This window comes from Clostridium sp. YIM B02569 (genome assembly GCF_022320765.1).
GTDB lineage: Bacteria > Bacillota > Clostridia > Clostridiales > Clostridiaceae > Clostridium > Clostridium beijerinckii.
Window position 1 is genome coordinate 145,631 of sequence record NZ_JAKJJX010000005.1, and the last position, 26,262, is coordinate 171,892.

The window sequence follows — 26,262 nt, forward strand, 5'->3', positions numbered from 1 at the left end:
TTTGATTCAATAGTTCAACATGATTAGCGGTTCTAAGATAAACTTTAAAGTTAATTGTATTCACTAAAGGATAAAAGCCTGAGAAGTATTTTAATAATATTTTTATTGGCTTTTTTTTGTATATTTTAAACTATAAATTTGCGATAAATAAGGCGTTTAAAAATGAGAAGAAAGGATGAAAGAAAGATATGTCGGAAAAAATATTAACTATCAGATTATTAGAAGAAAAATATGGAGTGTGCAGATTAAATAACAACGAATCAATTCCTGAATGGATAAAAAACAGTGATTTTTTTTCTATAACAAAGACATGTGATGAATTATCAATAGTATGCCTTGAAAAAGATATACCTGATGAAGTTAAATGCGAAAAAGAATGGAGAATTCTAAAGGTTGAAGGTCAGCTGGACTTTTCATTAGTAGGAATTCTTTCATCAATCAGTACGATTTTAGCGAAAAGTGGTATAAGCATATTTGCAATTTCCACTTATGATACTGATTATATCCTTGTTAAGGAAAAAGATGTGGATAATGCTATGAAAGCACTTATTAAAAATAAATATGAGATTATAGTTTAAGGATGAATATCTAAAATTAACTAATACAAGCTATCTGTACTACTTCTGTTAACATTTTTATAGATTATATTTTGTGATAGTGGTTAAGATATTACTGCCAAACAAAATAAAAAAAATTAAGGGAGGTAGATTCATATGGCTTCAAACAATAGTGGAAGAAACAGAACATTAGTACCAGAGGCAAAACAAGGGTTAAACAGATTAAAAACAGAGGTTGCTTCAGAAGTTGGATTAAGCAATTATGAAAGCATGGATAAAGGAAACCTTTCTTCAAGACAAAACGGTAGCGTTGGTGGAGAAATGGTAAAAAGAATGATAGAAAGCTATGAACAAGGACTATAATAAATAAAAGTAAAGCACTAAGAAGATTCTTAGTGCTTTGCTTTTTTCTCTGGAAATTGTAGATAAACAATATATAACTTAGACTTATGTAATAATCCACCGAAAGGAGAAACATTGTTATTTCACAGGACTATGAAAATTTCGCTGAAAGCACTAAATTGCAGGCTTCACCACTAATGCTTGTTCCCAATTTCATTGTGACAAGCATTAGTGGGACAACCTACAATTAAGGGCTTTTAACAGCTCATTTTCAATGCCTGTTGCATATTATGACCCTTGAGGTTATAAAAATGTTTCTGCTTTCTAGTATGTTATTCATTTCGGTGAGTTATATGCATAAGTTCAGGTCTTAGTTGGATTATCTATAAAGCTAAATCTGAGTAGAAGTTTTAAAAGCGGTAAGAAAATATAATATGTGAAACAGATATCCGTGTATTTTCCTTTTTTAAGAGTTATTATATTCTATTAGCATTATTGACATCACATGGTAAAAGGTGTAATAGTAATATGTGTAGGGAGGAATGGCAATGAATAAAGTGAAAAAGTTGTCCTTAGTAATCTTAACTATCTTGTCAATACAAATTACTAATTCTACTATGGCTAATGCATATTGGAAACAAAACAGTCAAGGATGGCAATTTACTAAAGGAGAAGCTTACTCAGTTGGATGGGATAAAATTGATGGTAACTGGTATTATTTTGATAGTGATGGAATAATGGAAACAGGATGGATTAATGATAATAATAAATGGTATTATCTAAATGATAGTGGAGCTTGGGAAGAATCTAAGACTACTACTGTTGTTCCAAATGATATTCAGGTTATGTATGATATAATTAATATTTATAATGATTCTGGAACTATTAAATATGAGAATAAGGGATTCATTAATCAAATAGGATTAAGTGATAAGAGTTTATATAAATTCTCTGCAGAAGACCAAGTTGGAAACAATATTAGTGAATATTACTATGATTCTTCTAATGGAAATGTATATAAAATAAAACAAGGAATTACAACACTGCTTAATTCTAATATTACTATAAATAACACTAATACTCAGATTTCAACCATTGAAGCTGTAGAGAAAGTAAAAGATTATCTTCTAGCGAATGGAAAATATGTTCCAAGTAAAGTTGAGTATGATCATGATGAGTCTAACTCTTATGTAATTCATTGCTATGATACAACAGGAGAATACGTAACAACTGGCGGATGGTATTATGTAGATAAATTTACTGGAAATGTGACATCAATGTTTTAGAGCTATAAAATAAGAATAATCTAACGTAGAAAGTTAGGTTATTCTTATTTTATATTCATTATAATTTTTTTACATAGAGATCATGTTGGCTGAAAATTATATTGTCATATATTTTAAAATGGATAAACATAAGAAGTGTCAGGAGTAGGATCTTTTTCTATATTCTCAACAGTTATAACTGGATCTATTCCATCTTCAGAAGTATTAATTTTAATTTTTCCCTTTATTTTTACCCAAGTACCATTATCATATGAATCTGAATCACCGCTAGAACATTCAATTCCTGCAACCTGAAGATCAGCAGCACAACACACCATCATAAATCGTGCAATTATAAATTGATTTTCTTTTAAATCTTTATCCCTATATACAAATCCTGAAATTTCTATTTCCTTTCCTTCATATTTTTTAGGGTTTCCTAAAATCTCATCAAGAGAAGATACAAAGTTATTAATGTTTACTTCTATAATATTATTCACAATATTTAGCTGAATCTTATCTACTTGACCTTGCCCATCACTTTCGGATTTTCCACTATACAATTCATATGTTGAGTTAAGGGAAGGCAAGCTGTTAGTTGAATTATTGGAAGAGCTGTTAGTAGATGATGATTCGTTAAGCTTTCCATTTGTATCAATTCCTTTAGTGGCAGAATTTGCGCTACTACTTTGCATAAAAAGTATCATAATCAAAGGAAAAATAAAGATAAAGTGATTCTTAATTTTAAATTTTTTTCTATTATTATAAAAGACATCTGAAATCAAAAATAAGGTAATTATGAACATTGAAATCATTCCAAAGATTGCAAAGGGTATAATTCTTGGATGTACATATGTGAGAATTTCATTACTTACAATAATTTTTAAATAGAATATTGAAAATCCTAATAGTATTAATATTTTTGCAACTACTTCCGCATTAATTTTTTTCATATTTTCATCTCCATATCAAATTAAAGAGTATCTTAAGATAAAATATATTGCCTAAAATAAGAGGATATTCTAAAATTGCTATATTCTTATATTCTTATATTCTTATATTCTTATATTCTTATATTCTTATATTCTTATATTCTTATATTCTTATATTCTAGTATTCTAATATGGCATGGATATGTGGACTTAGGTTAATATTATGGACACATTTTTTACTAGTATATTGAATCTAAGTCAGTGATCTGTACACACCTTCTATTGAATATATGCTATTATTACTAGAATTCTTCTCATTGCTGAATCAATATACTCTATAGAACTATAAATTCATTGGTGGTTACATATAGATATCTAATTTAAGAATTCAACTTATTAGATGAACATATTTACAAAATTGCTAGAACTTTAAGCTCATATCTTAACTAGAAATCATAAATATATTTGTGGAGAAAACATTTGAAAATGAGCTGTTAAAGGTTCTTGGCTGTAGGTTGTTCCATTTTAGCTTGTCAAACTGAAAGTTGGAGCATGCTAAAGTGGATACAACCTGCTGCTTAGAGCCTTCAGCGATATTTTCATAGCTTTTCGGAATCAAAATATTTATGATTTCGGTAAGTTATAACATAAATCTAGTCTTAAAGTTGGATATCTATAGTCTAAGGTTAATAAGAATACTAAATGATACTACAACAATAAAAAATATTAGTTTTATGGCAAATTTTCTTTTGAAGTTTCCAAAAATCATAATCGTATTTTTTATATCAAGCATAGGGCCAACAACTAGAAATCCCATTACAGAGTTAACTGAGAATTGTTTTAAAAATCCCTTAGCAATGAATGCATCTGAGGTTGAACAAACTGAGAGTACAAAAGACAATAATATCATTGCAATTAGAGGGCTTATATTACCACTCAAAATAGGAATGTTGGTACCGGCAGATACTATATTTTGAAAAATGCTAGATAAAAATGTACCAATGATCATAAACTTTCCTATATTAAAAAATTCATCGCCAGTATGAATAAATACTGCTCTGATTTTTTCGAATTTAGTTCTTGAATAATCATAGTCATCATTACAAAAACCGCACTCGCAACTTAATCCGTCATTATCAATACGTAATATATCATCATCTTTCCTAGTTATAAAATGCATAATTAAACCAACTAGAATAGAAATTGTTATGCCTGCAACGACTCTATAAATTACAACTGCCTTCATACCTTGAAAGGCATATACTGTTGAAATTATAGCTATTGGATTTACTATTGGGGCAGATAACATGAAAGTAATACTAGCAGCTATAGGAACTTTTTTCTTTATAAGGCCCTTAACAACAGGAATAGTTCCGCAATCACATATTGGGAAAAGTAAGCCCGCAAGAGCTGCAATAACACATGACAAGAATATATTTCTTGGAAAAAATTTAATAAATGTATCCTTTGGGATACAAATTTGTATTATTGCAGATACAAAACTTCCAACTAAGATAAATGGTATACCTTGAATTAATATGCTAATGAATACAGTATAAAAATTTTTAAACTTGTCCAAATAGAATAAATACTCATTACTATCAGTAATAGATAATGCAGCAAAACACGTAAATGACAATATTAGAAGGCTCATATAAAACATAGTTTTAATTGCAGAAAAACTATGACTACTAATTTCTCTATATTCGTCTTGATGTATTTCTTTAATATTTAATGAAGGCGCATGCTCTAATAAGTTAGCCGTCTCATTAATTCTCTTTATTTGATTCTGAATATTTAAGAAGTCTTTTTTGTTGATATTATTTATATTGTTTAATATTATTGTCTTGCTATTATAGATTTGAGTACTTAACATGCTTTTCATATTTCTGAAATAAATGAAGAACTTTTTCGTATCAATTAAGGTTACGATATCGTCAATTCTGCATAACTTTCTTAAATTTTTATTATTGAACATATTAATTATAGAGTTAGAATTTTTCATACCATTAACTTCAATAAATATTCTATGGGGAGAATATATTTCTAAAATTTTGTTTATATACTTTTCATTAATTTCTTCATTAGAAGTATTTTCGATGTTTATAATATTCATATTTTCATTTGAATTTATAAATTCATTTCTTATTTTGCTTTGTCCAAATTCATCTTGGATGACAACAATAGTTTCATTTTGTAAATCGCAATTTTTAATCATGGAATTTATAAAATTAGTTTTTCCAGACTCTAAGAACCCTAGTATTATTTCTATTTTCGTTTTCATATAAATCTCCTTGTTGCAATGTATTTGCATTTAAATGTATTATATTACCATATATGTAAACAAACAAGAATAATCTTGCGATAATTTTTGGCATTATTTTTATATTTGAAATTAGTAAGATGGGTATGAATTTAGTAGAGGTTTAGATAATACTCTTTTTATAGGCGCAATAGATTTTAATAAAAAGATTAAAAATAGTTAAGCTATATAAATAGAGAAGGAAAGTCGACTCACTTCGTTACTGAGTAATTTCAATTGAACCAATTATAGATTATAATTGGTTTATCTATATAGAATACCTCATTGAAAATTTGATTTATACGTTACAGTACTAGAAAGCAGAAATATTTTTATGCAGCAGGCATTTGAAAATGAGATGTTAAACTTAGATTTATACTATGAAATATATCCCAACTGGAACAAAAGTATGTTATTCATTTCGGCGAGTTATATGCATAAGTTCAGATCTTAGTTGGGTTATCCATAAAAGGAAAGGGAGAGGCGTGAAATGAAATACAATACGTTATTATTTGATGTTGATAATACATTACTTGATTTCGACGCAAACGAAGGAGAATCGTTTAAGAGTTTAATTAGAGATAAGGGTGAAATATATTCAGAAGAATTGTATGAAGTTTATAAAAAAATGAATCAAGGCATGTGGGCTGATATTGAACTAGGGAAGATTAAAGTAGAGGAAGTATTAAATACAAGATTTTCTAAGTTAATGTCTAAGTATGGGAAGAGTATAGATGGTGGAGAGTGGGAGAAGACCTATAGATTGCATTTAAATCAAGGATTGCAGTTAATGCCAGATGTCAATGAGGTTTTGAGTAAACTGCATGAAAAGTATACTTTATATATTGTTACTAATGGAATTGCGAGGACACAGTATTCAAGAATAAATGGCGCTGGAATTTCACAGTACTTTAAAGACTGTTTTATATCAGAGGATATAGGTGCTAATAAGCCAGCAATTGAATTTTTTAACTACGTCAAGGATCATATTAAAGGTTTCAATGAGGCAGAAACATTAATTATTGGAGATTCTATCACATCAGATATTAAGGGAGGAAATCTCGCTGGAATTGACACTTGTTGGTTTTGTAAGGAGGGAACAGTAAATGAATCATCAATATCTCCTAACTATGAAATACATTCGTTAAAGGAATTACTTCGAATACTATGATGATAAGAATAATAACTTTGAATTTTATTAATTGGTTTGATTTGGGATGATTAAATTAAATTTATAGGTTATAATGCTATTAAAAGTAACTATGATATCTAACAAATAAAAGAATTTAAGTCAATTATTAGAGGAAATATATCTTAGTAAATAAGCAAAAACTAAAAAGAAAATTAAGTTTAGTTAAGCATATTTGAGTATTTACTGATAAGGTTACTAAAGAGATATCAATAGTAAAAGGGAGGAATTAATATGAAATTAGGAATTGTTGGAGCTGGGATGATAGTAAAGGATTTTCTTTCAATTAGTCATCTTTTGCAAGATATAGAATTAGAGGCTATTTGCGGAACGCCAAGAAGTGAAGATACTTTGAATGAATTGAAAGATAAGTATGGGATTAAAAAGGTTTTTTGTGATTATGATGAACTACTAAATAGTGATTTAGATATAATTTATATTGGTGTGCCAAATAATTTACATTTTGAATTTGCTAAAAAAGCATTAGAGGCTGATAAAAATGTTATAGTTGAAAAGCCATTTACATCAACATATAAGGAATCATTAATTTTAAGTGATTTAGCTAGGAAAAAGAAATTATTCTTATTTGAGGCTATAACTAATCAATATTTCCCAAACTATAAAAAGATAAAAGAGCTACTTCCGACTTTAGGGAATATAAAGATTGTTCAGTGTAATTATTCTCAATATTCTAGCAGATATGATAGCTTTAAAGATGGGAAGGTATTGCCTGCTTTTGATCCTAAATTCTCTGGTGGCGCATTAATGGATTTAAATATTTATAATATTCATTATGTAGTAGGTTTGTTTGGCAAACCAGAAAATGTTGAGTATTATCCAAACATTGAGAGGGGAATAGATACATCAGGTGTATTAATCTTAGATTATGGAAAATTTAAATGTGTTTGTGTTGGTGCAAAAGATTGTAAGGCACCTATAGCAAATAATATTCAAGGAGATAAAGGCTGTATATATCAAGACACTCCAGCCAATGTTTGTAAGAGATTCGAATTACTTATGAATGATGGAACTAGCTCAGAAGTAAATGAAAATAATTATGAGCACCGTATGGTTAATGAGTTCATTGAATTTTCAGATGCTGTTAAAAATAATGATTTAGAAAGATGTTATAAAATGCTAGATCATAGCTTGATAGTTAGTGAAGTTCAAACAATTGCTAGGCATAAAGGTGGAGTAATATTCCCAGTAGATGATTTTACAGAAACAGAAAGTTAATTTGAATTTTGTAATAGCATAGCAGCTTATGTATCAGGCATACTAATCTTAGACCAATGTATGCCTGATTTTTTATCCGATAGTAATATCGCCAGCAGCTGCATTATTAGATACTGATTTTTTTATGAAATTAATCTATTTATATAATCTAGATCTAAGCTATTATCAATGATTTTATACTCTTTATTTGAGTTATCATAGTCATTAATAATATTAATATATTCTTTCCCTTGTATGATAATCTCGGTAGTGATCTTGCTTTTATCATAAATGAAAATATGAATAGCGCCCTTTGTTTTATCCGTTGTACTACCATAATGTCGAACTAATTTTATGTTGGAAACATTAGCTAAGATTTCATTAATTTTATCCTTATCTTTAATTGATTTATCTTGTCTCGAAAGCGTACTTCTAATCTCTATTTGTTCAATATTTTCTTTGTTATAATTATTTAATAAAAAACTATTCAAAGTTCCAGGTTTATGATATAAGTAATATCCTGTTCCTAAAGCTAATATTAATAAAATTGAAAAAAGCAATATTGAAAATTTCTTTTTATTTCTCATAAATAATAACTCCTAACATACAAGTTATGTAAACCAAATTATACCATAATATTAAACTGAATTATATTTCAAAATAGGTTTGTATATAAATTTTGTTTTTTAAAGTAACTTTTATTGACTGCTAGTACTACATGGAAATGTGGGTGATAAGTATCATGAATTGAGATAATTTATATTATTGGCATAGCTATGGAATTATTAATCTTGATGCACAAATGAATTATAAACTAATACAATGAAAGTGAGTTAATTATTTGTAGGAGAATCAATAATATTTTATGGAAGACAATAATAATCAAATGAGTAATAATGATCAGATGAACAATTATGATCAGTTACAGATAGCAATTCAGGGGGTAAAAAAAGCAATTCAAGGAGAAAGAGAAGATGAATTGTTTTATGATTACCTTATTAGTGAAGCGCCAACAAATGAAGAGAAAGAAATAATATCATCTATTAGAGATGATGAACGCAGACATAATATGTTGTTTAGAAGGATCTATGAAGATTTTACAGGTGATATGGATGCTACAATGGAGAGTGAAGAAGAAAATTTTGAAGTCCCTGAATCATATTTAGAAGGTATTAAGAAAGCTTTATTTGGAGAGCTAGCAGCAGTAGAAAGATATAGAGCTATTAGGAGAGGACTTCCTGAAGGAGTTTACAGGGATGTATTATTTGATATAATTACAGACGAATTAAAGCATGCTTCAAAATACAATTATCTATTTACATTAAATAGTATTGGAAATAATGAATCTATGAATAGAAGCTTAATGAGACAAGATACAGTTGTTACAGAGAATATAGATAACACAAATGATCTTACTCCAGATGATTGGGTTAGCTATATTGCTCCACTAGTTAATCGAGCTTTAACAGAATCAAAAGAAGGGGTCAATTCTGAACATTTGTATCAAGAATTTATATTATCAGGTGTACTTGTTGGCTTAGGAAAGAATCCTAATGAAGCCATGGAACAGATTGAAGAGTGGCGAAAATCAGGAGCTTCAAAGAAATTAGCTATGAGCAAAATGAGCAGATATTTTAATGATTTAGATAACATTTAAATATTTTTTAATACCACAACATTCATGAGTGTTGTGGTATTTTATTAAGAAATATTCATGATAAGCAACTATTAAGAGTCATATTCATAATATAAATTATTAATAAATTCTTTGGAGAAAGATATGTTTGATATAGGTCCATACAGAACAATGATGAGAGCATTAGAAAAAGCTACTGCATATAGAAGAGACGGGATAATTTATATATTTGTGACAGGTGAGATGCCAACGCCATGCGATGAAGTTAAAATAGTTGGTACGTATCCAGGCGATATTGTGCATATAAAAGATCCAGGCGTAGCAGAACTTTTTATTAAAATGGGGCGTAAGCCTGAAGAAGAAGGGGAGTATTGCATTCCTATAGTGATGCCATTTTTTATTGAGGAAGAGATAGAAGATTCGAATCATGATGAAGTAGCAATTTATGTGAATGACAATTTGTATAAAAGGATAGAGATAGAAGAGTGGAATGAGACATTTGCGCGCGTGACAAAGGAGTAAATGTTATACATTTACAGTATAGTAATTTAGATTTTTATTGTTTTGTAATTGTGAAAGAATCTATATACCACAATATTCGGGTATGTAGCTAGATTTGTGTACAACAAATCTACTACATTCTTTTTTTGTTTCATGGTAGATTTGAAATAGTATACTTTAAAATAACAAGGGAGGATTCTAAAGGAAATTTCACTCTCAAATTGTCCATAGCCCATTTTCAATTGTTACTAATCAAGATATTATCTTCTTGATTGTATAAGCACATTTCTAGGTAAGGGATACGTTGATGGTGTTATTGAAGCAGATGAAGTATTATTTGCTGAAAGTTTTAAAGGCACAAAACCTTTAATATGCTAAGACGCTCTCGTAAAAGAGGTAAACATAAGGAAGGATTATATCACATTCAACTTATTAATGCTCTCCATAGCAATTTTAAAAAAATGGATGAACAGGTTCAATGGTGTTGCAACAAAATACCTAAGTAACTATGTTAAGTGGTTCAAATGGCTTCAAATATTTGATACAGATAAAGAGATAATAAAGGCTAAAAACTTTATAGTTCAAAGTAATGTAGCACAGTCATATTGCAAAGTAAGAGATTTAAAAAATAGAAAGCCAATGTATGTATGGAATATGTGGTATTTTGTAAATTATGTTACAATAGGTATTATAAAAAAACTATAATCAAGTAAGTAATAGTAATTAATTAAGAGCATTATTTAAAAAGGAGGTTCGTTAATGAAGATTATTAGCAAAACTAATGGTATTAATTTTGGAGTTTCAAGTGAATTTAAAAGCGAATATCTTGCACCAATAATACAAAATTTACTGTTTAAAGCAGAAAATGAGTGGGATGATTATAATGAAGTTTATCATTGTTGTAAATTAATTGAGAATGTAAAAAGCAATGAAAATATAAATATGGACTTTCATATTATGAAGAAAGACGAAAAATGTTTAGGTGTTGCTCTTGTTAGTAGTGGCATTCTTGATTATAAGACGTTTTTTAAAGAACCTATACAGATAAACGAAGAGGATAAAGACATTTTGATATTCAACTATTTTCATATAGCCCAAGAAGGCAGAGGAAATGGAGAAATGTGGTTGAAGAACATAATACAATATTATAAATCTAAACATTATAAAGCAATTTATTTAAAATCAAGTCATCCCAAGGTATTTTCTATGTATAATCGTTTGGGGATAGAAGTAGGAGAATATTCAAGTTATAGTGATAATAATTTATTTCATAGGAAAGGAAAAATATTTAAAATTACACTTTAAAGACATATATATAAATATTTCATAATTTTCATATATATTAAGTATTGTAGGTGGGAAATCTTACTTATAATTTTTATAGGCTATATTTCAACATTATATTAAAGCATAGCCTATTTTTAAGATAATTCTAGCCTTTTACTCTACATATTTAATTAAAGCTTCTCTTTCTAGTATTATTACTTTTTTATATTTTAGTTTAATATATCCTAGTTTGCTAAAGTAGTTTAATATCTTGGTGGTTGTAACTCTATTTAGACCAATACAAGAAGCAATTTCTTCATGAGAATAAGGAATGCAATCTTCGCTTATATTTTTATCTTTATTAGGAACAGCTGTCTGCTGCAATAAAAAATTAGCTACTTTTTCATAACGATTATAAAAGTAAGCTTGGTTAAGCAGACTTGAAAGATGATTACATGTATTTGAAAGCAACTGAAAAAGCAGAATCATTAATTCTTTTGATTGAGTTAAGTAAGGATACAGATCTTCTAATGAACAAGAAATCAATTCAACATCATTAACCGCGCTTACTGTAGTAGGCTGTTTTGAGCTTTGAACGAAAGATGATTCGCCAAATATTCTGCCTTTTTCAACTATTTCTATTGTAATTTCACTGCCATCTTTTGAAGAAGAATACACTCTTACTCGACCATTTTTTATCAAGTATAAATGGGTTGCGTTATCATCTTGCATATAGATAATATCATTCTTATTGTATGTTAATGATTTTCCAACTTTTTCAAAATAATAATATAATTCTTCTGGAATTTTTATTTTATCCAAATTTTTCACCTTCTTTTATGAGATTGTAACATAGATTACATTTTTGTTTCAAGTATTATGGTATTCTGTGTCTTGGGGTGATAACATGAAAGGAAAAATCAATAGTTTAATTTACATTCTTCTAGGAAATATATTAATAGCTTTTGCTATTAGCACATTAATATTAGAGAATAATATTATTGTTGGTGGAGTTACAGGATTAGGAAGAGTGATAAATCATTTTACTGGGGCAAGCTTGACAATAGTTGTGTACATTATAAGCATTGCATTATTTTTATCGGCATTATTTTTTTTAGGAAAGAAATTTGCTTTATCTACTTTAGTATCTACATTTTTATTTCCTATTCTTTTGGACTTTTTTGAAAAGCATGAAAATTTGCATCATTATTGCAATGATATATTATTATCATGTGTCCTTGCAGGATGCTTAATAGGAATAGGAGCAGGACTTATATTAAAAGCAAATGCATCATCTGGTGGAATTGATATTATAGGAATTATAATAAATAAAAAATTTAATACTCCAGTTCATATCACTTTAAATGTCATTGATTTATGCATTTTAACTTTGCAGATTACATTTTCAAGTGCTACTAATGTACTATATGGTCTGGTTGTTGTATTTTTAACTTATTTTATGTTAAATAAGACTTTAACTTTTGGAAAAGAAATGATACAAGTAGTTATTATGAGCGATCATTATGATGAAATAAAAAAGGCTATTATCTCAGAGGCAGATACAGGAGTAACTTTATTGCATGCAGAAAAAGGATACTCAAAAGTTGAAGCTAAAGCTATCAGCACAGTTATTCCAGCTGAAAAGCTGCAAAAAGTAAAAAATATTGTTAATAAAATTGATTATAGCGCTTTTATAACAGTATCAGACGTTAGGGAAGTTGGGGGAAGAGGATATACTCTAAATCGTGCATATGACAATTTAGATGTGTCTACAACGTAATTAATAAAAAATGATTAATAATAGTAATTTAAATGCTCAAGGTGAAATATCTATATATATTTTGCCTTGAGTATTTTTTCGTATATAAAATATATTCTATAGGAAATATGCTATAAATACTGTATTATAATAATGTTATTTTAAATAAGTTGTAGAAACTATTTTAAGATATAAAAGTTAATATATTTAAAAGAGAGAGGATCATATATGGATATAGATGAAACATTAGTTAACGATAAATTAGAAGGTCTGACTGCACATGAAATTTGGGAAAAGTTATACAATAAAGAACTTGGCTCTAAAAAAAGTATCTTAGAATACATTGATTTAACAAAGGTATTAAAAAAGGGAAATGCAAGTGAGGAACAGATTACGGATACATATAATTATATTTATACTAAAATTGATAATTTAAAGGATGCTATAAAGCCTAATACAATAATGTATTTAAAGAATAGTTTAAAATCACAGCTTGGAAAGTATGTTAAAGAAAAAGATCCCAAGCCAATAAATCATTTTATAGAATTTTTTAAAGCTGCATATCCTGAAAATAGTAGAAGAAAAGATTTCACATGGGTGTTAATGGATGTAAATAGCATATCAGAGGAACAGGCATGGACTACTTTAACTTATATTAATAGAGAGTGCCTAAGTAATTCTATGGAACTAAGTTCTGCTGAAAAAAAAGACATAATAGAAGTAATTAAAAAATTGATCGCTAAAGGAAATGTTAAATTTATAAATAATATGAAAAGTCTTAAGCAATTCACTGATATTTTAGGAATAAATATCATAAATGATGGTAAAGGATTCAAAGTAAAACATAAGATTATCTAAAGTTATCTAATACAAGCTATCTGTACTACTTTTGTTAATATTTTTATAGATTATAATTTATCATACTGGTTAATATATTACTGCAAACAAAATATTAATTAAGGGAGGTAGATGTATATGTCATCAAACAATAGTGGAAGAAACAGAACATTAGTACCAGAAGCAAAACAAGGATTAAACAGATTAAAAACTGAGGTTGCTTCAGAAGTAGGATTACATGATTACGAAAATCAAGATAAAGGAAATTTATCTTCAAGACAAAATGGATACGTTGGCGGATACATGGTTAAGCACATGATTGAAAGCTACGAACAAGGTTTAAAGTAATTAGTAACGTAGAATAATAGAAAACCATTTCTTCGCAATATAATAACTATCCCCTTGCGGTTAAAAAGCTAGCAGAGCACTATAACATTGTTATATTTGTTCTGTTGGCTTTTTATAATGTTTAAAGGAATATACGCTAAATGATTATAGATAAACCACCTATAGTCTATGCTTATGCGTATACCGCGCCGAAATGAATAATATACTTTTGTTACAGTTTCTAGGCAATTCTGATGGTGATTCTAAGGCTATAAAGTTGCACCCAAAGTGCTAGCCTAAAAGAACAAGCTTTGAACTAGCACATTTGGAACAACTTATAGCCAAAGAATCACTTTCTTCAAAATTGCCAATGAAACATTCCACAAAAGTATATTACTCATTTCTGGTTGAAATATATTTCATAGTTTAAGTATAGTTTATGACTTTTAAGGAAGAAATGAAATTGAAATTTTTGTAACTTTCTAAATATGTTTATCTAATGAGCATATTTAATTAACTATATATCCGATTTAAGAATTTGACATATACATCAGGTTAGACGATAGATAATGTTTATCTATAAACTATGCAAAATAAATGAAAAGAGGTTATAATTAGTAATATAATAAATGCATTAATTCCAAATAAATCATATATGCTTGCGACTCTTTATCAAATATGGAGAATTAAGATAAGATTTATTGCTAAGGAAGTATGCAGAAAATTATTAAGCCGTGGAAGTGAGAGTATTGGATCATGTTGTAGAATTGTTTAATCATTGTGGATATATAGCAGTGCTTATAAGTTTAGCGTTAGAATTAATAGCATTTCCTTTGCCTGGTGAGGCACTAATGACTTATTGTGGATATGTTGTTTATATGAATAAAATGAGTTATCTGCTCAGCATTATAGTGGCTACAAGTGGGGCTATAATAGGTATTACTATATCATATTTCATTGGCAGGGCATTAGAAATAAGATTAATTGAGAAATATGGATGTCATATTCATCTAAATAAAAATAGGATGGATAAGATTTCAACGTGGTATCAAAAATATGGTGGTATATTGCTGATTGTAGCATATTTTATTCCAGGAATAAGGCATGTTACAGGATACTTTTCTGGTATGACTAAGGTATCATATAAGAAGTTTGCGATTAGTGCATATTTAGGTGCATTAATATGGACTACTACATTTATATCATTGGGAAGGGTTCTTGGAGCAAATTGGAATAAATATAATGAAATATCAAAATGGTATCTATTAATAGCAGTTTTAATTGCTATATTACTAATACTTCTTTATATAAGCTACAAAGAAAAAATAAATGGATTTCCTAAATTCCTAAAAGAAGAGTTTTGCAAAATACTTTATTCAATGCTTAAAGCAAAGGTAGTGGTTACAGCATTAGCAGTTTTATTTTTGATATTTATAGTTGTTATAATAGGATTTATTTAAGATTAGTAAGTTAAGATTTGATAGAGAGTAAAAAATAAAATATATTCGCCAGTGATTTTGCTTGTCTTAAAGAATTGATTATTTAAGTTAAATTGGTGAAGATTACTCTTGTGGATGTAGAGTATGAGATGAAATTTATAAAAAAGGATGATGCAAATGAATATTACATATGTTGAACATAGCTGTTTTTCAGTTGAACTTGATAAAGTAGTTTTGATATTTGATTATTTTAAAGGTCAGCTTCCAGATTTTGATCCAGAAAAGACAATATACGTGTTTTCAAGTCATAATCACCATGACCATTTTAATATAGATATTTTTCAGTTATTAAATAAATATCCAAATGTTGTGTATATTTTTTCAAAAGATATCAAAAAGAAATTTGGTAGAAAATTTTTTAATACTCATGGCGTTGATGATGAGGTTTATGAAAAAATAGAATTTATAGATATTAATAAAACTCTTGAAATATCAGATTTGAAAATAGAGACATTAAATTCCACAGATGAGGGCGTAGCATTTATTGTAACAGCAGAAGATAAAACAATTTATCATGCTGGGGATCTTAATCTATGGTGGTGGAATGGAAGGGATCAAAAGGACAATGAAAGTGCGAGAGAAAGATTTGAAGAAGAAATTAATAAGATCAAGAGTAGGCATTTTGATGCTGCATTTGTAGTTTTAGACCCTAGGCAAGGAGAAGAATTTTACTTAGGATTTGATTACTTCATGAAAAACACTAATACAGATAAAGTGTTTCCAATGCATTTTTGGGGAGACAGCTCCGTAATAGAACGATTAAAGGAAAGGAAATGTTCAGAAGATTACCGTAATAAAATATTTCTTTAATAAATTAAAAAAGAGTGAGTATTATGTTGTTAAGTTTTTTAACATATAACAAACAACAATTGGCACTCTTTTTTGCTTATTATATTTAGATATCTTGGACTACTTTAATAAATATAGATACATTGTTATTCAACTTTTTTAAATGGGATAACATTATTCTTTTTAGGCATATCTGCGAAATTATCATCTTCGATTTCCTTTTCAGTAAAACTTAAATCAAGATCTTTATTTAGTAGTTTAATAAATGATATAATCCTTTCTCTACGAGTTTGAAATAGCATTTTGTTCATTAAAATTCTCCTTTTCACAAAAATTAATATGAAAATAGCTTGCCCTCAAATGAATAAAATATTCAAAATTAGGCACAACAATTCTATAATTTTAAAAATATATAATTTAATAAAAATTAGCCCCTTAATTAATAAGGGGCTAGTAAAAGAGAAGAATAATGGCCGGGGGTGCAATTTAATAAGTTTGAATGTTGTATCAAGAGTAGTCTATGAAACATTGCAATATATATTCAAGTTATAATTAGTAAAAATAGAGGTTTTTAGGATATATTGCTTTAATTTATTAATGAGTAATTATGAACGGTTATTTTTAAGATATAAGCTAGCTTTTCTTTTTCATATTATATTAAGAATTGGTTAAATGTAGGAAGCGTGTTATATTAATACTATTTTTTCTAATATTTTTAAAGAGTATAAGTGTCAGTTAAGGTTAATATATTAGTGTCAAAACAAGTTGAAATAAGCCAGTAGGAAATACAAGCAAACCCTTCTTATATAACACTTTCAGTAATATATTCTACGGGTTTATCTAATAAAATTATGCAAAAATTCTTAAAGATATTAACAAATAAAGGAGAATTAATTATGGATTCTATAAACAAAATAGATAGGCAAATTTATGAGATGGAACAAAACCTTCTAAATATAATAAAGGAAAAAGTTGATTTGTTCGATCCTGAGGTAATTGTTGCAAGTCAACAATTAGATTCTATTTTGGACGAGTATAGCCATTTAATTCAATTAAGCTAGATTAGAAATCCAGATAAAAGAGAGTTCTTTAAAGAGGAGCTCTTTTTTTGTGATATAGATAAACAACATTAAATTTAGATTTATGATATAATCCACCGAAAGTAGAAACATTGTTATTTCACAGGACCATGAAAGTTTCGCTGAAAGCGCTAAAATGAAGGTTTCACCATTAATGCTTGCTCCCAATTTCATTGTGACAAGCATTAATGGAACAACCTACAATTAAGAGATTTTAACAGCTCATTTTCAATGCCTGCTGCATAAAAGTGTTTCTACTTTCTAGTATTGTATTTATTGTAAAGTATAAATGAAGTTCTTAAATTGTTTATCCATATAGACAAGCTTTTACTTATACCTTTGATTTACATGAGTTAGCTTGCTTTATATGTCAATTTCTTAGCTTGGATATATATAAAAATATAGATAACACAATCATAAACTATACTTGAACTATGAAGTATTTTCCAACCCAAAATGAGTAACATACTTTTGTGGAATGTTTCGTTGGTAATTTTGATGGCTGTGATTCTTTGGCTACAAGTTGTTCCAAATGTGCTAGTTCAAAGCTTGTTCTTTGAGGCTAGCACTTTGGGTGCAACTTCATAGCCTTGGAATCACCCAGCAGAATTACCTAGAAATTGGAACAAAAGTATGTTATTCATTTCGGTGAGGCATACCCATAAGTTCAGGTATTAGTTGGTTTATCAATAGAAATTGATTTATTTTTGGGCGATTATTCCGTAGAAGTCTTCACCAATATCTATAGTTGATATGGTTGAAAAATTAAGTTCATCTAATAGTTTTATTAGATCCATCCTGTCTAACCTACGTTCAATAGGAGGTCCAAAATCACTATCAATTTTTTCCCATTCAAGTATAGCAATTTTCCCTTCTGGGCATATTATTCTTTTTATTTCATTTAAAAATCTCTCTTTTTCTTCGACTTCATGAATTATATTACTTGCAAAAGCAAATGTGACCGAATTATTTTTTAATTTTAAGTGATTTTCCTCTGTTAAAATAGTCTCAACATTGGATATATCATTTTCAATTATTTTTTCTTCAACGTCTTGCAGCATTTCATCTGATATATCAAGTGCTAATATTTTACCGTTTTTTCCTACAATTTTAGAGGCGGGAATAGTAAAATATCCAATGCCGCATCCTATATCAGCCATTACATCTCCAGTCTGCAGATCAAGATTAATAAGTGTCTGTTCAGGTGGCAATATTTTTCTTCTCTTTTCATTTTCTATCTTGAGCGTGTCTTTTGCATCTAGTTTTTGTGTCATCATTTAAAAATACACCTCCTAAAATTTGTTTTAGGCACATGAAAGAAAGTAATAGACCAAAGATTCATAAGATATTTCGTATAGTTTCTCCACCAACACTACCGTTTTATCTTGAAGAAACTTTCCTTTATTCATGCTCTATTTGTCCTGTATGAGTTCAATTAAATTAAGCTGGAATATAAAATTCCAAATTAAAGGTTTCACATAAAAAGATATTAAGAGTACATAAATATTATGCACTTTCAGTAAATAATTATTAACCATAATTATATTTTTTAGTAATAAATATTGCATTTATTAAATATAATATCTTGAAAAAATAGAAAGAGGAATGTTATGGAGAATATAAGTAGTGAAAATGTTACAGGTAGTACTGGCGAAAATATGATACCAAATACAGCTGGAGGTTCAACTTTAAGTGCAGGAGGTGCTACAGGAAGCGCTGCTGGGAGTGTCACAACACCAAGTACTGGAGGTGCTACATTAGGTGCAGGAAACATTACAGGAAGTGCCCCAGCAAATACTGGAACGACATCAAGCACTGGAAGTGCTACACCAAAAATAGGTGGCTTGAAGATACAATGTTTCAGAGGAAACGATTATATTCCAGTAGATAGAGCTAGAATAACAGTAAGAGGACAATCTACTTTAGGTAATGATAGAACCATTGAGTTAGTTACTGATGTAGTTGGATTAACTAATATTATAGAACTACCAGCACCACCATTGGAATATTCCTTAAATCCTAATAGTAATCAAATACCTTATAGTTTATATGATATAACTGTTGAGAGAGAAGGGTTTAATCCTATAATAATAAGAGGATGCCAAGTGTTTCCTACAGAAATTGCATATCAGATATGTAATTTGCAACCTAATTTAGGCAGAGGCTCTATGAGACAAGAAGTTATAGACATACTGCCAAATACTTTGAATGGAAATTTTCCTCCTAAGATACCAGAGGCAGAAGATAAGCCATTACCACCGCCAACTTCAGGGGTTGTATTACCACAGCCTGTAGTGCCTGAATTTGTCATTGTTCATCAAGGTGGTCCAAATGATCCATCAGCACCAAATTATAAGGTGGCATTTAAAGATTATATTAAAAATGTTGCTTCATGCGAAATATATTCAACTTGGACAGAGTCAGCTATAAGAGCAAATGTTTTCTGTATTGTATCTTTTACATTAAATAGGATATTTACTGAATGGTATAGAGGTAAGGGAAAAAATTTCGATATTACAAGTTCTACAGCTTATGATCAAGCATTTAATTATGGTAGAAATATTTATGATAACATAAGTGAAATTGTAGATGAAATTTTCTCAACATATATAAGAAGAATTGGAAAGAAGCAGCCACTTTTTGCACAATATTGCGATGGAAAGAGCGTTACTTGCCCTAACTGGTTAAGTCAATGGGGAAGCCAGGAATTATCACGTCAAGGCCTCGGACCATACGATATATTGACACGTTACTATGGAAACAATATTGAATTAACCACAGCTGAGAAAGTTGCTGGAATACCAGTATCATACCCAGGAAGAGAATTAACACTTGGGTCATCAGGAGCATCTGTAAGAGCAATTCAAGGTCAATTAAACAGAATAGCAAGAAATTATCCGCTCATTCCTAAGATCGCTGAAGATGGAAAATATGGACCAAAGACAGCTGCAGCAGTAAAAACATTTCAACAAATATTTACATTGCCTCAAACAGGAGTAGTTGATTATGCAACATGGTATAGGATATCAGATATTTATGTTGGAGTGACAAAACTTGCAGAACTTAATACAACTGAATCAAGCAGAAGCTTTGGAATGAATGAATTTAGACCACCAGTTATACCTGGATTTGATAATGAAAGGAATATTCCAAGATTTTATTATTAAAATAAAAGTGTGCCCTTTAGAGTAAAAATATACTTTAAAGGGCACATTCAATTTGTTTTATTTTCCTGGGATATGGGTTCTTATTAATTCAGTTGGAGATAATATTTTATCAATGATATCTTCAGGTAGTATTTGTTCTTCTAGAAGAATCTCTCTTATGGTCTTTCCAGTAGCTAAGGCTTTTTTTGATATTAAGCTGGCTTTATCATAACCTAAGTGAGGAACTAAGGATGTTGCAGAAACTAAGGAATTTTCTAGGTTTTCTAAGCATCTATCCTCATCCATTTTTAGATCATTTATGCATTTATCTTTAAAAAGTGTGACGCTTCTTTCAAGAAGTTCTAGAGATTCAAGTAGACATTCTGCTATAAGTGGAGTAAAAGCGTTTAGTTCTAATTGTCCCATAGAACTTGCCATGGTTATGGCGCTGTCATTGGAAATAACTCTTAAGCTTACTTGAGCAACCATCTCAGGGATAACAGGATTAACTTTTCCTGGCATAATTGTCGAGCCTGCCTGCATCTTAGGAAGAATTACTTCTCCTATTCCACCACGAGGGCCAGAATTAAGGAGCCTCAAATCATTTGAAATCTTAAGAAGATTTACGCTGCACGATTTTAAAAGTCCAGAAGTTTCTACGAATATATCACAGTTTTGAGTAATGTCCATAGGGAAATCAGATCTTGCTATTCCAAGACCAGTAAGGTTTTGGATAATATCTGTCATCATAAATACATATTTATTTGTAGCATTTAAACCTGTACCTATAGCAGTACCACCAAGGTTTATCTGTCTTAATCTTTCTTCTACTTTGTATATTCTCCATCTATCTCTTTCTATGGCTTTAGAATATGCTCCAAAGCTTTGTCCTGCAGTCATTGGAAGTGCATCCATTAACTGGGTTCTTCCAAGCTTTATTATATCTGAAAATTCATTCTCCTTAATTTGAAGAGCTTCTTGTAAGCTTGATAAAGAATCACTTAACTTTCTTATTAATCTAATTGCTGCAATTCTAAGGGCAGAAGGGTAAACATCATTAGTTGATTGGGACATATTAACATGGTTAAGAGGATGAACTAAATTGTAATCCCCTTTAACTCCACCTAACAATTCAATAGCTCTGTTAGCAATAACTTCATTTACATTCATGTTAGTAGATGTACCAGCTCCACCTTGAAATGCACTTAGTTTAAATTCATAATCAAATTTCCCATCTATAACTTCTTCACTTGCTTTTATTATTGCATCGGCTTTTTCAGGGGCAAGAAATTTTAAGGTTTTATTTGTCATAGCAGCAGCCTTTTTTATAAGGGCAATTTCTCGTATTAAATTTAAATTTACACTTTTACTGTTTAAATCAAAATTCTCCAAAGCCCTTGCTGTATTTATCCCACTATATGTAGAATTATCAATATTCTTTTCACCTAATACATCTTGTTCTAATCTATAATCCAAAATGAACACTCCTTAATATTTTTGTACTGATAATAAAGCATCAATAAATAAAGAATTATTTTGCAATGTATATCTTTATATTTTATATTATAATAGAATAGGCAACTTAAAAAAATATTTTTGAGTAATTAAAATTAATTCAAAGGAGAAATAATATGAGTTTAAATACAACACCGTCTGGAGAAAGAGTACATATTGCTCTATTTGGTATGACAAACGCTGGAAAATCAAGTATTATAAATGCACTTACAAATCAAGAAATTTCAATTGTTTCTGATGTTAAGGGGACAACTACAGACCCTGTTTATAAAGCTATAGAAATTCTTCCGATAGGACCTTGTATGATTATTGATACAGCAGGACTTGACGATGAAAGTGAATTAGGTGAGTCAAGAAAAAAGAAAACTATTGAAGTTTTATCAAAAACAGATGTTGCATTAGTAGTGGTAGATGCTACTGTTGGAGTTACTGAAAATGATAGAGCAATAATAGATCAAATAAAGGAAAAGAAGATACCTACAATTTGTATTTTTAATAAGGCAGATAAGAAAAGTATAGAAAAAGAGGAATTAGCTGATTTAGAAAAGACAATTGGAACTACTGTTGTTTCAGTTTCTGCATTAAATAAAAATGGAATAGATGAGCTTAAGCAAAAAATTATAAGCGTAATACCAGATAATGAAGATAAATTTAAATTAGTTGGAGACCTTATAAGCCCAGGAGATTTAGTTGTTCTTGTAACACCTATTGATAAAGCAGCCCCTAAAGGAAGATTAATTCTTCCTCAGCAGCAAACAATAAGAGACATAATTGAAAGTGATGCCATAGCTATTGTAACAAAAGAACATGAGCTAAGAGAAACTCTTGAAAATTTAAAGAAAAAACCTAAACTTGTTATAACAGATTCACAAGTTTTCTTAAAAGCTTCAGCAGATACGCCTAAAGATATTATGCTTACATCATTTTCAATATTGCAAGCAAGATATAAGGGAGACCTTATGGAGCTTGTAAAAGGAGCTAAAGCAGTAGAAAGTTTAGAAGATGGGGATTGTGTTTTAATCTCAGAAGGATGCACTCATCACAGACAATGTGACGATATTGGAACAGTTAAAATACCTAGATGGGTACGTCAAATGACAGGGAAACAAATTAATTTTGAATATTCTTCTGGAAATTCATTTACTGATGATGTTAAGAAATACAAACTTATCATTCATTGTGGAGGCTGCATGTTAAATAGAGCAGCTATGCTTTCAAGAATTGGTAATGCAGTTAAATATGAAATTCCAATTGTAAATTATGGAGTATTAATAGGATATGTTCAAGGAATTTTAGAAAGAGCACTTGAACCTTTCCCAATGGCAAAAGCAATATATGATGGAGATTTTAATTAGGCAGAATTTATGCAGTAACTTACCGAAATAAGAATTATGCTGTTGTTCCAGTTTCTAAGGAAATTATGATGGATGATTCTAAGATCACAAGTTGCGTCCAATATGCTAGCATCAAAGGCAGGCTTTGAACTAGCATAATTCTTATTTCTAGTTAGTATATATTTCATGAGCATATATGGAACAAGCATAGATTCAACTTCAGTTGATATCCACATAAATTCGACTCTCATTTTCAAATTCCTGCTACATAAAAATGTTTCTACTTTCTAGTTGAAGCATTTTTCTTTATATAAATCTAGCTTTATGTAGTAACTTACCGAAATAAGGATTATTCAATAAAAATCAATTATGTTTTGATGAAAGGATTTTAATTAATGAGATATTTAAAGAAAATACCTTCTGCAGATAAGGAAGTTAGTATTAAGCTAATATCAGAGGGATGGACAAAACTAAAAGAACCCTCTAATTTGGGTATAGCAATGTTATTATCAGTGCCTTTTATGCTTATAAATGGGATTATATCTATTGCTATTTCCTATTATTTATATCCACAATTGAAAGAAATTTTTAGTAGTAGTTGGCATGGCTTTAGTATTAATTTCACAGTAAATTTATTTACTCTTATATACATTGTTGCAATTTTCATCTTTATGACTATACATGAATTTCTTCATGCTTGTTTTATACCTAATGTATTTAAATCAAGTCAAATATATTGGGGGATAAATGGCTTTTTCGGATTTGTTTATACTACTGAAAAAGTCAAAAAGAACAGATTTTTAATTATTTCTATTATGCCTTTCAGTTTGTTGTCAGTTGTATTACCTTTTATTCTGAATTTTTTTGGATGGTTAAATGGATTCACTATATTTCTGTGTTTATTAAATGCAATGGGTTCATGTGTTGATTGTCTGAATATATGTTTAGTAGCAATTCAAGTTCCAAAGGGTTCATATATTGTTAATAATGGATTTGAAACATATTTTAAGTAATTTAGGATTATGAACGTAATATTCCTACTTTGAGTTTTATAGGTGGACAATCTCACTTATAATTTTTTCAGGCTATATTTCAAAATCACATTAGAACGCAGCCAAGATAAAGATACCAACATTTCAGTTTAAGAAAAGTTGGTATCTTTATTTTGGGCTCTGATAATGAATGTATAGCATATGTGATATTTTGTGAGTGGTGTTATAATAAGTGTTGTGTAACACTATAATCTAATGAACAAGTGCGAATATGTAATAATAAGGAGAATCAACGTTGAGTATTATCGGAATTATAATAAGTATATTTTTGTTAGCAGTCACAGTTCTTCCTTTAGCATTTATAAAGAAAAAATTCTCAATAAAGAAGATATTTAAAATTATTATTACTATTTTACTCTTAATTTGCTGTATTATATTTGGTGCTTATAAATATTTCCAAAGGTCAAGCAGCTTTATGTTTACCAAAACAACGACTCTTGGCCAAGAAAATATAGATGGCATTCAAATGTATGAGAGTATTGATAGTAAGGAATTTATACAAAAATACGGGACAAATCTTGAAAAAATTGATAATGCACTATTTGACTACTATAAACTAAGTGATGGTTTAAAAATTGCTACAAATAAACAGAGACAAATTATTAGAGTTATTATTAACTCTGATACCAACAGTAATATGAAGACAAGTAAAGGTATTGGGTTAGTGAGCTCAGTCGATGATGTGATTAATGCTTATGGGACTAACTATTATAAGAGAACTGAGGAACAAATGCCTAGCTCGCCAGTAATTGGATATGTAGATCATGAGAAAAAAGTAACAATTGAATTTTGGAATGCAGAAGATAAAGTAGTAGAAATAAGATATGATATTACTTCCATGGAATAACATCATATATAATCTGTAGATTTGACTTGGTAGTAAGTGAAAAAAGATGTTCTTAAAGAAAATAAAGCTAGATTTGATATAATATTTCAAGGATAATAATATCATATTAAATATATTAAAAGGAAAGGAGATGTTTTGAATTATGGTTAATATATTAAACATTAATAATTTGCCTAATGAATACACAATAGATTTTCTAGGTAAAGCTAACACTTCATATTTGGGTAAAGCAGCTGGCAGTGAGAAAATTTATATAAATATTGACAGAATATTGCCAGGAGCTAAAAGTGCTAAATATCACAGCCACACAAAACAAGAAGAATTTTTTATGATTATTAGTGGATGTGGAACTCTGAGGATGGATGGTAAAGAATATTTAATAAAAAAGGGAGACTTTATTGCTAAAACTGCAGGAAAAAATATAGCACATCAATTCATAAATACCGGGAATGAAACATTGGAAATATTGGATGTTGGTACTAAAGAAGAAGGCGACATGGCATATTATCCAGATGAAGATGTATATTATTTAAGTGAGCAGAAACTTATTTTTAATGGAAATAGTAAGTTAAATGGATGGGATTCTGAGCCAAATAAGTAATTTGGGAATAGAGTTCTATGAACGAGAATAATGTGTGATTGAGTTAATTCACAGTTTTCTTTCAGTATACATAGGAAAAATAAATAGTAGATTGAAATATCACATTATTCAGTATGAATTTGTGATATTTTTTTGTTACGCAATTCTAAAATAAAACGTGATAGTAAATTATGAGGTAGTAAATAAAAAACGTAGATTTTAGTATTTGGGAAATATGTTATAATTAGGATGTGATGTTATTAAATTATTTTATTTATTGAGAGGAAGAGTAT

Annotated in this window: 28 protein-coding genes and 1 pseudogene; 21 read left to right on the top strand and 8 right to left on the bottom strand. The window is 29.0% G+C overall.

Annotated elements, in window-relative coordinates:
* The first annotated feature begins 188 nt into the window (after nt 1-188).
* The 3 genes from L3B96_RS06365 to L3B96_RS06375 all read left to right on the top strand — a co-directional run bounded on the left by L3B96_RS06365 (nt 189) and on the right by L3B96_RS06375 (nt 2,185).
* Entirely contained in the window at nt 189-578 is a 390-nt protein-coding gene (locus L3B96_RS06365; protein ID WP_012059445.1) for an ACT domain-containing protein, read from the top strand.
* Between the two features lie 135 nt (nt 579-713).
* Nucleotides 714-920 (top strand): alpha/beta-type small acid-soluble spore protein, encoded by a 207-nt coding sequence (locus tag L3B96_RS06370; protein ID WP_012059444.1) that lies wholly within the window; start codon nt 714-716, stop codon nt 918-920.
* 527 nt (nt 921-1,447) lie between these two features.
* On the top strand, nt 1,448-2,185 hold the full coding sequence (locus L3B96_RS06375) for a cell wall-binding protein (protein ID WP_023973848.1): 738 nt from the start codon (nt 1,448-1,450) through the stop codon (nt 2,183-2,185).
* A gap of 113 nt (nt 2,186-2,298) precedes the next feature.
* Here the strand turns inward: L3B96_RS06375 and L3B96_RS06380 are convergent, their stop codons facing one another.
* Nucleotides 2,299-3,117, bottom strand: a complete 819-nt coding sequence (locus L3B96_RS06380) for a TIGR03943 family protein (RefSeq protein ID WP_238859415.1) — start codon at nt 3,115-3,117, stop codon at nt 2,299-2,301.
* 652 nt (nt 3,118-3,769) lie between these two features.
* Nucleotides 3,770-5,380 (bottom strand): permease, encoded by a 1,611-nt coding sequence (locus L3B96_RS06385; RefSeq protein ID WP_238859417.1) that lies wholly within the window; start codon nt 5,378-5,380, stop codon nt 3,770-3,772.
* A 508-nt stretch (nt 5,381-5,888) separates the two neighbouring features.
* Between L3B96_RS06385 and L3B96_RS06390 the strand changes: the two genes are divergently transcribed.
* Both L3B96_RS06390 and L3B96_RS06395 read left to right on the top strand, forming a co-directional pair.
* Nucleotides 5,889-6,569, top strand: a complete 681-nt coding sequence (locus tag L3B96_RS06390) for a YjjG family noncanonical pyrimidine nucleotidase (protein ID WP_012059440.1) — start codon at nt 5,889-5,891, stop codon at nt 6,567-6,569.
* A 252-nt stretch (nt 6,570-6,821) separates the two neighbouring features.
* Nucleotides 6,822-7,823, top strand: a complete 1,002-nt coding sequence (locus L3B96_RS06395; protein ID WP_238859419.1) for a Gfo/Idh/MocA family oxidoreductase — start codon at nt 6,822-6,824, stop codon at nt 7,821-7,823.
* 122 nt (nt 7,824-7,945) lie between these two features.
* Here the strand turns inward: L3B96_RS06395 and L3B96_RS06400 are convergent, their stop codons facing one another.
* Nucleotides 7,946-8,389, bottom strand: coding sequence for a hypothetical protein (locus L3B96_RS06400; RefSeq protein WP_238859421.1), 444 nt, complete (start codon nt 8,387-8,389; stop codon nt 7,946-7,948).
* A 278-nt stretch (nt 8,390-8,667) separates the two neighbouring features.
* Here L3B96_RS06400 and L3B96_RS06405 point away from each other — a divergent pair, with 278 nt between their 5' ends.
* The 4 genes and pseudogenes from L3B96_RS06405 (at nt 8,668) to L3B96_RS06420 (ending at nt 11,244) form a co-directional block, all read left to right on the top strand.
* Nucleotides 8,668-9,459: a ferritin-like domain-containing protein gene (locus L3B96_RS06405; protein ID WP_238859423.1), complete on the top strand. Its 792-nt coding sequence runs from the start codon at nt 8,668-8,670 to the stop codon at nt 9,457-9,459.
* A gap of 123 nt (nt 9,460-9,582) precedes the next feature.
* Nucleotides 9,583-9,960, top strand: coding sequence for a hypothetical protein (locus L3B96_RS06410; RefSeq protein WP_238859425.1), 378 nt, complete (start codon nt 9,583-9,585; stop codon nt 9,958-9,960).
* A gap of 234 nt (nt 9,961-10,194) precedes the next feature.
* Nucleotides 10,195-10,644: pseudogene (locus L3B96_RS06415) on the top strand (hypothetical protein); the annotation flags it as partial.
* A 54-nt stretch (nt 10,645-10,698) separates the two neighbouring features.
* Complete coding sequence (locus tag L3B96_RS06420; RefSeq protein ID WP_012059434.1) at nt 10,699-11,244, top strand: hypothetical protein; 546 nt, start codon at nt 10,699-10,701, stop codon at nt 11,242-11,244.
* A 135-nt stretch (nt 11,245-11,379) separates the two neighbouring features.
* Here L3B96_RS06420 and L3B96_RS06425 read toward each other — a convergent pair whose 3' ends face one another.
* Nucleotides 11,380-12,027: a Crp/Fnr family transcriptional regulator gene (locus L3B96_RS06425; RefSeq protein ID WP_238859434.1), complete on the bottom strand. Its 648-nt coding sequence runs from the start codon at nt 12,025-12,027 to the stop codon at nt 11,380-11,382.
* Nucleotides 12,028-12,112: 85 nt separating this feature from the next.
* Between L3B96_RS06425 and L3B96_RS06430 the strand changes: the two genes are divergently transcribed.
* The 5 genes from L3B96_RS06430 (at nt 12,113) to L3B96_RS06450 (ending at nt 16,437) form a co-directional block, all read left to right on the top strand.
* Nucleotides 12,113-12,985, top strand: coding sequence for a YitT family protein (locus L3B96_RS06430; RefSeq protein WP_077869346.1), 873 nt, complete (start codon nt 12,113-12,115; stop codon nt 12,983-12,985).
* A 207-nt stretch (nt 12,986-13,192) separates the two neighbouring features.
* Nucleotides 13,193-13,822, top strand: a complete 630-nt coding sequence (locus L3B96_RS06435; RefSeq protein ID WP_238859436.1) for a hypothetical protein — start codon at nt 13,193-13,195, stop codon at nt 13,820-13,822.
* A 117-nt stretch (nt 13,823-13,939) separates the two neighbouring features.
* Entirely contained in the window at nt 13,940-14,149 is a 210-nt protein-coding gene (locus tag L3B96_RS06440) for an alpha/beta-type small acid-soluble spore protein (protein WP_012059430.1), read from the top strand.
* A gap of 719 nt (nt 14,150-14,868) precedes the next feature.
* Entirely contained in the window at nt 14,869-15,588 is a 720-nt protein-coding gene (locus L3B96_RS06445) for a DedA family protein (protein WP_238859437.1), read from the top strand.
* A 156-nt stretch (nt 15,589-15,744) separates the two neighbouring features.
* Nucleotides 15,745-16,437, top strand: coding sequence for an MBL fold metallo-hydrolase (locus tag L3B96_RS06450; RefSeq protein WP_238859439.1), 693 nt, complete (start codon nt 15,745-15,747; stop codon nt 16,435-16,437).
* A gap of 125 nt (nt 16,438-16,562) precedes the next feature.
* Here L3B96_RS06450 and L3B96_RS06455 read toward each other — a convergent pair whose 3' ends face one another.
* Complete coding sequence (locus L3B96_RS06455; RefSeq protein WP_238859441.1) at nt 16,563-16,727, bottom strand: hypothetical protein; 165 nt, start codon at nt 16,725-16,727, stop codon at nt 16,563-16,565.
* 585 nt (nt 16,728-17,312) lie between these two features.
* Here L3B96_RS06455 and L3B96_RS06460 point away from each other — a divergent pair.
* Both L3B96_RS06460 and L3B96_RS27185 read left to right on the top strand, forming a co-directional pair.
* A complete protein-coding gene (locus tag L3B96_RS06460; protein WP_012059427.1) occupies nt 17,313-17,477 on the top strand; it encodes an aspartyl-phosphate phosphatase Spo0E family protein in 165 nt (54 codons plus the stop codon).
* Between the two features lie 474 nt (nt 17,478-17,951).
* Complete coding sequence (locus L3B96_RS27185; protein WP_275297112.1) at nt 17,952-18,083, top strand: hypothetical protein; 132 nt, start codon at nt 17,952-17,954, stop codon at nt 18,081-18,083.
* A gap of 113 nt (nt 18,084-18,196) precedes the next feature.
* On the opposite strand, the gene L3B96_RS06465 is transcribed toward L3B96_RS27185, so the two are convergent.
* A complete protein-coding gene (locus L3B96_RS06465) occupies nt 18,197-18,772 on the bottom strand; it encodes a methyltransferase domain-containing protein (protein WP_238859443.1) in 576 nt (191 codons plus the stop codon).
* A 333-nt stretch (nt 18,773-19,105) separates the two neighbouring features.
* On the opposite strand from L3B96_RS06465, the gene L3B96_RS06470 reads away from it, so the two are divergent.
* On the top strand, nt 19,106-20,662 hold the full coding sequence (locus L3B96_RS06470; RefSeq protein ID WP_238859445.1) for a peptidoglycan-binding protein: 1,557 nt from the start codon (nt 19,106-19,108) through the stop codon (nt 20,660-20,662).
* Between the two features lie 57 nt (nt 20,663-20,719).
* Here the strand turns inward: L3B96_RS06470 and L3B96_RS06475 are convergent, their stop codons facing one another.
* Nucleotides 20,720-22,117, bottom strand: coding sequence for an aspartate ammonia-lyase (locus L3B96_RS06475; RefSeq protein WP_238859447.1), 1,398 nt, complete (start codon nt 22,115-22,117; stop codon nt 20,720-20,722).
* Between the two features lie 155 nt (nt 22,118-22,272).
* Between L3B96_RS06475 and hydF the strand changes: the two genes are divergently transcribed.
* Nucleotides 22,273-23,511 (top strand): [FeFe] hydrogenase H-cluster maturation GTPase HydF, encoded by a 1,239-nt coding sequence (gene hydF, locus L3B96_RS06480; protein WP_238859449.1) that lies wholly within the window; start codon nt 22,273-22,275, stop codon nt 23,509-23,511.
* Here hydF and L3B96_RS06485 read toward each other — a convergent pair.
* A complete protein-coding gene (locus L3B96_RS06485; RefSeq protein ID WP_238859452.1) occupies nt 23,508-23,741 on the bottom strand; it encodes a hypothetical protein in 234 nt (77 codons plus the stop codon). The two genes, hydF and L3B96_RS06485, sit on opposite strands and share 4 nt — an antisense overlap.
* Before the next feature lie 144 nt (nt 23,742-23,885).
* Here L3B96_RS06485 and L3B96_RS06490 point away from each other — a divergent pair, with 144 nt between their 5' ends.
* The 3 genes from L3B96_RS06490 (at nt 23,886) to L3B96_RS06500 (ending at nt 25,990) form a co-directional block, all read left to right on the top strand.
* Nucleotides 23,886-24,503, top strand: coding sequence for a DUF3267 domain-containing protein (locus tag L3B96_RS06490; protein WP_238859454.1), 618 nt, complete (start codon nt 23,886-23,888; stop codon nt 24,501-24,503).
* Between the two features lie 274 nt (nt 24,504-24,777).
* Nucleotides 24,778-25,389, top strand: coding sequence for a hypothetical protein (locus L3B96_RS06495; RefSeq protein WP_238859456.1), 612 nt, complete (start codon nt 24,778-24,780; stop codon nt 25,387-25,389).
* Nucleotides 25,390-25,531: 142 nt separating this feature from the next.
* Nucleotides 25,532-25,990, top strand: coding sequence for a cupin domain-containing protein (locus L3B96_RS06500; RefSeq protein WP_012059420.1), 459 nt, complete (start codon nt 25,532-25,534; stop codon nt 25,988-25,990).
* Nucleotides 25,991-26,262 lie beyond the last annotated feature (272 nt).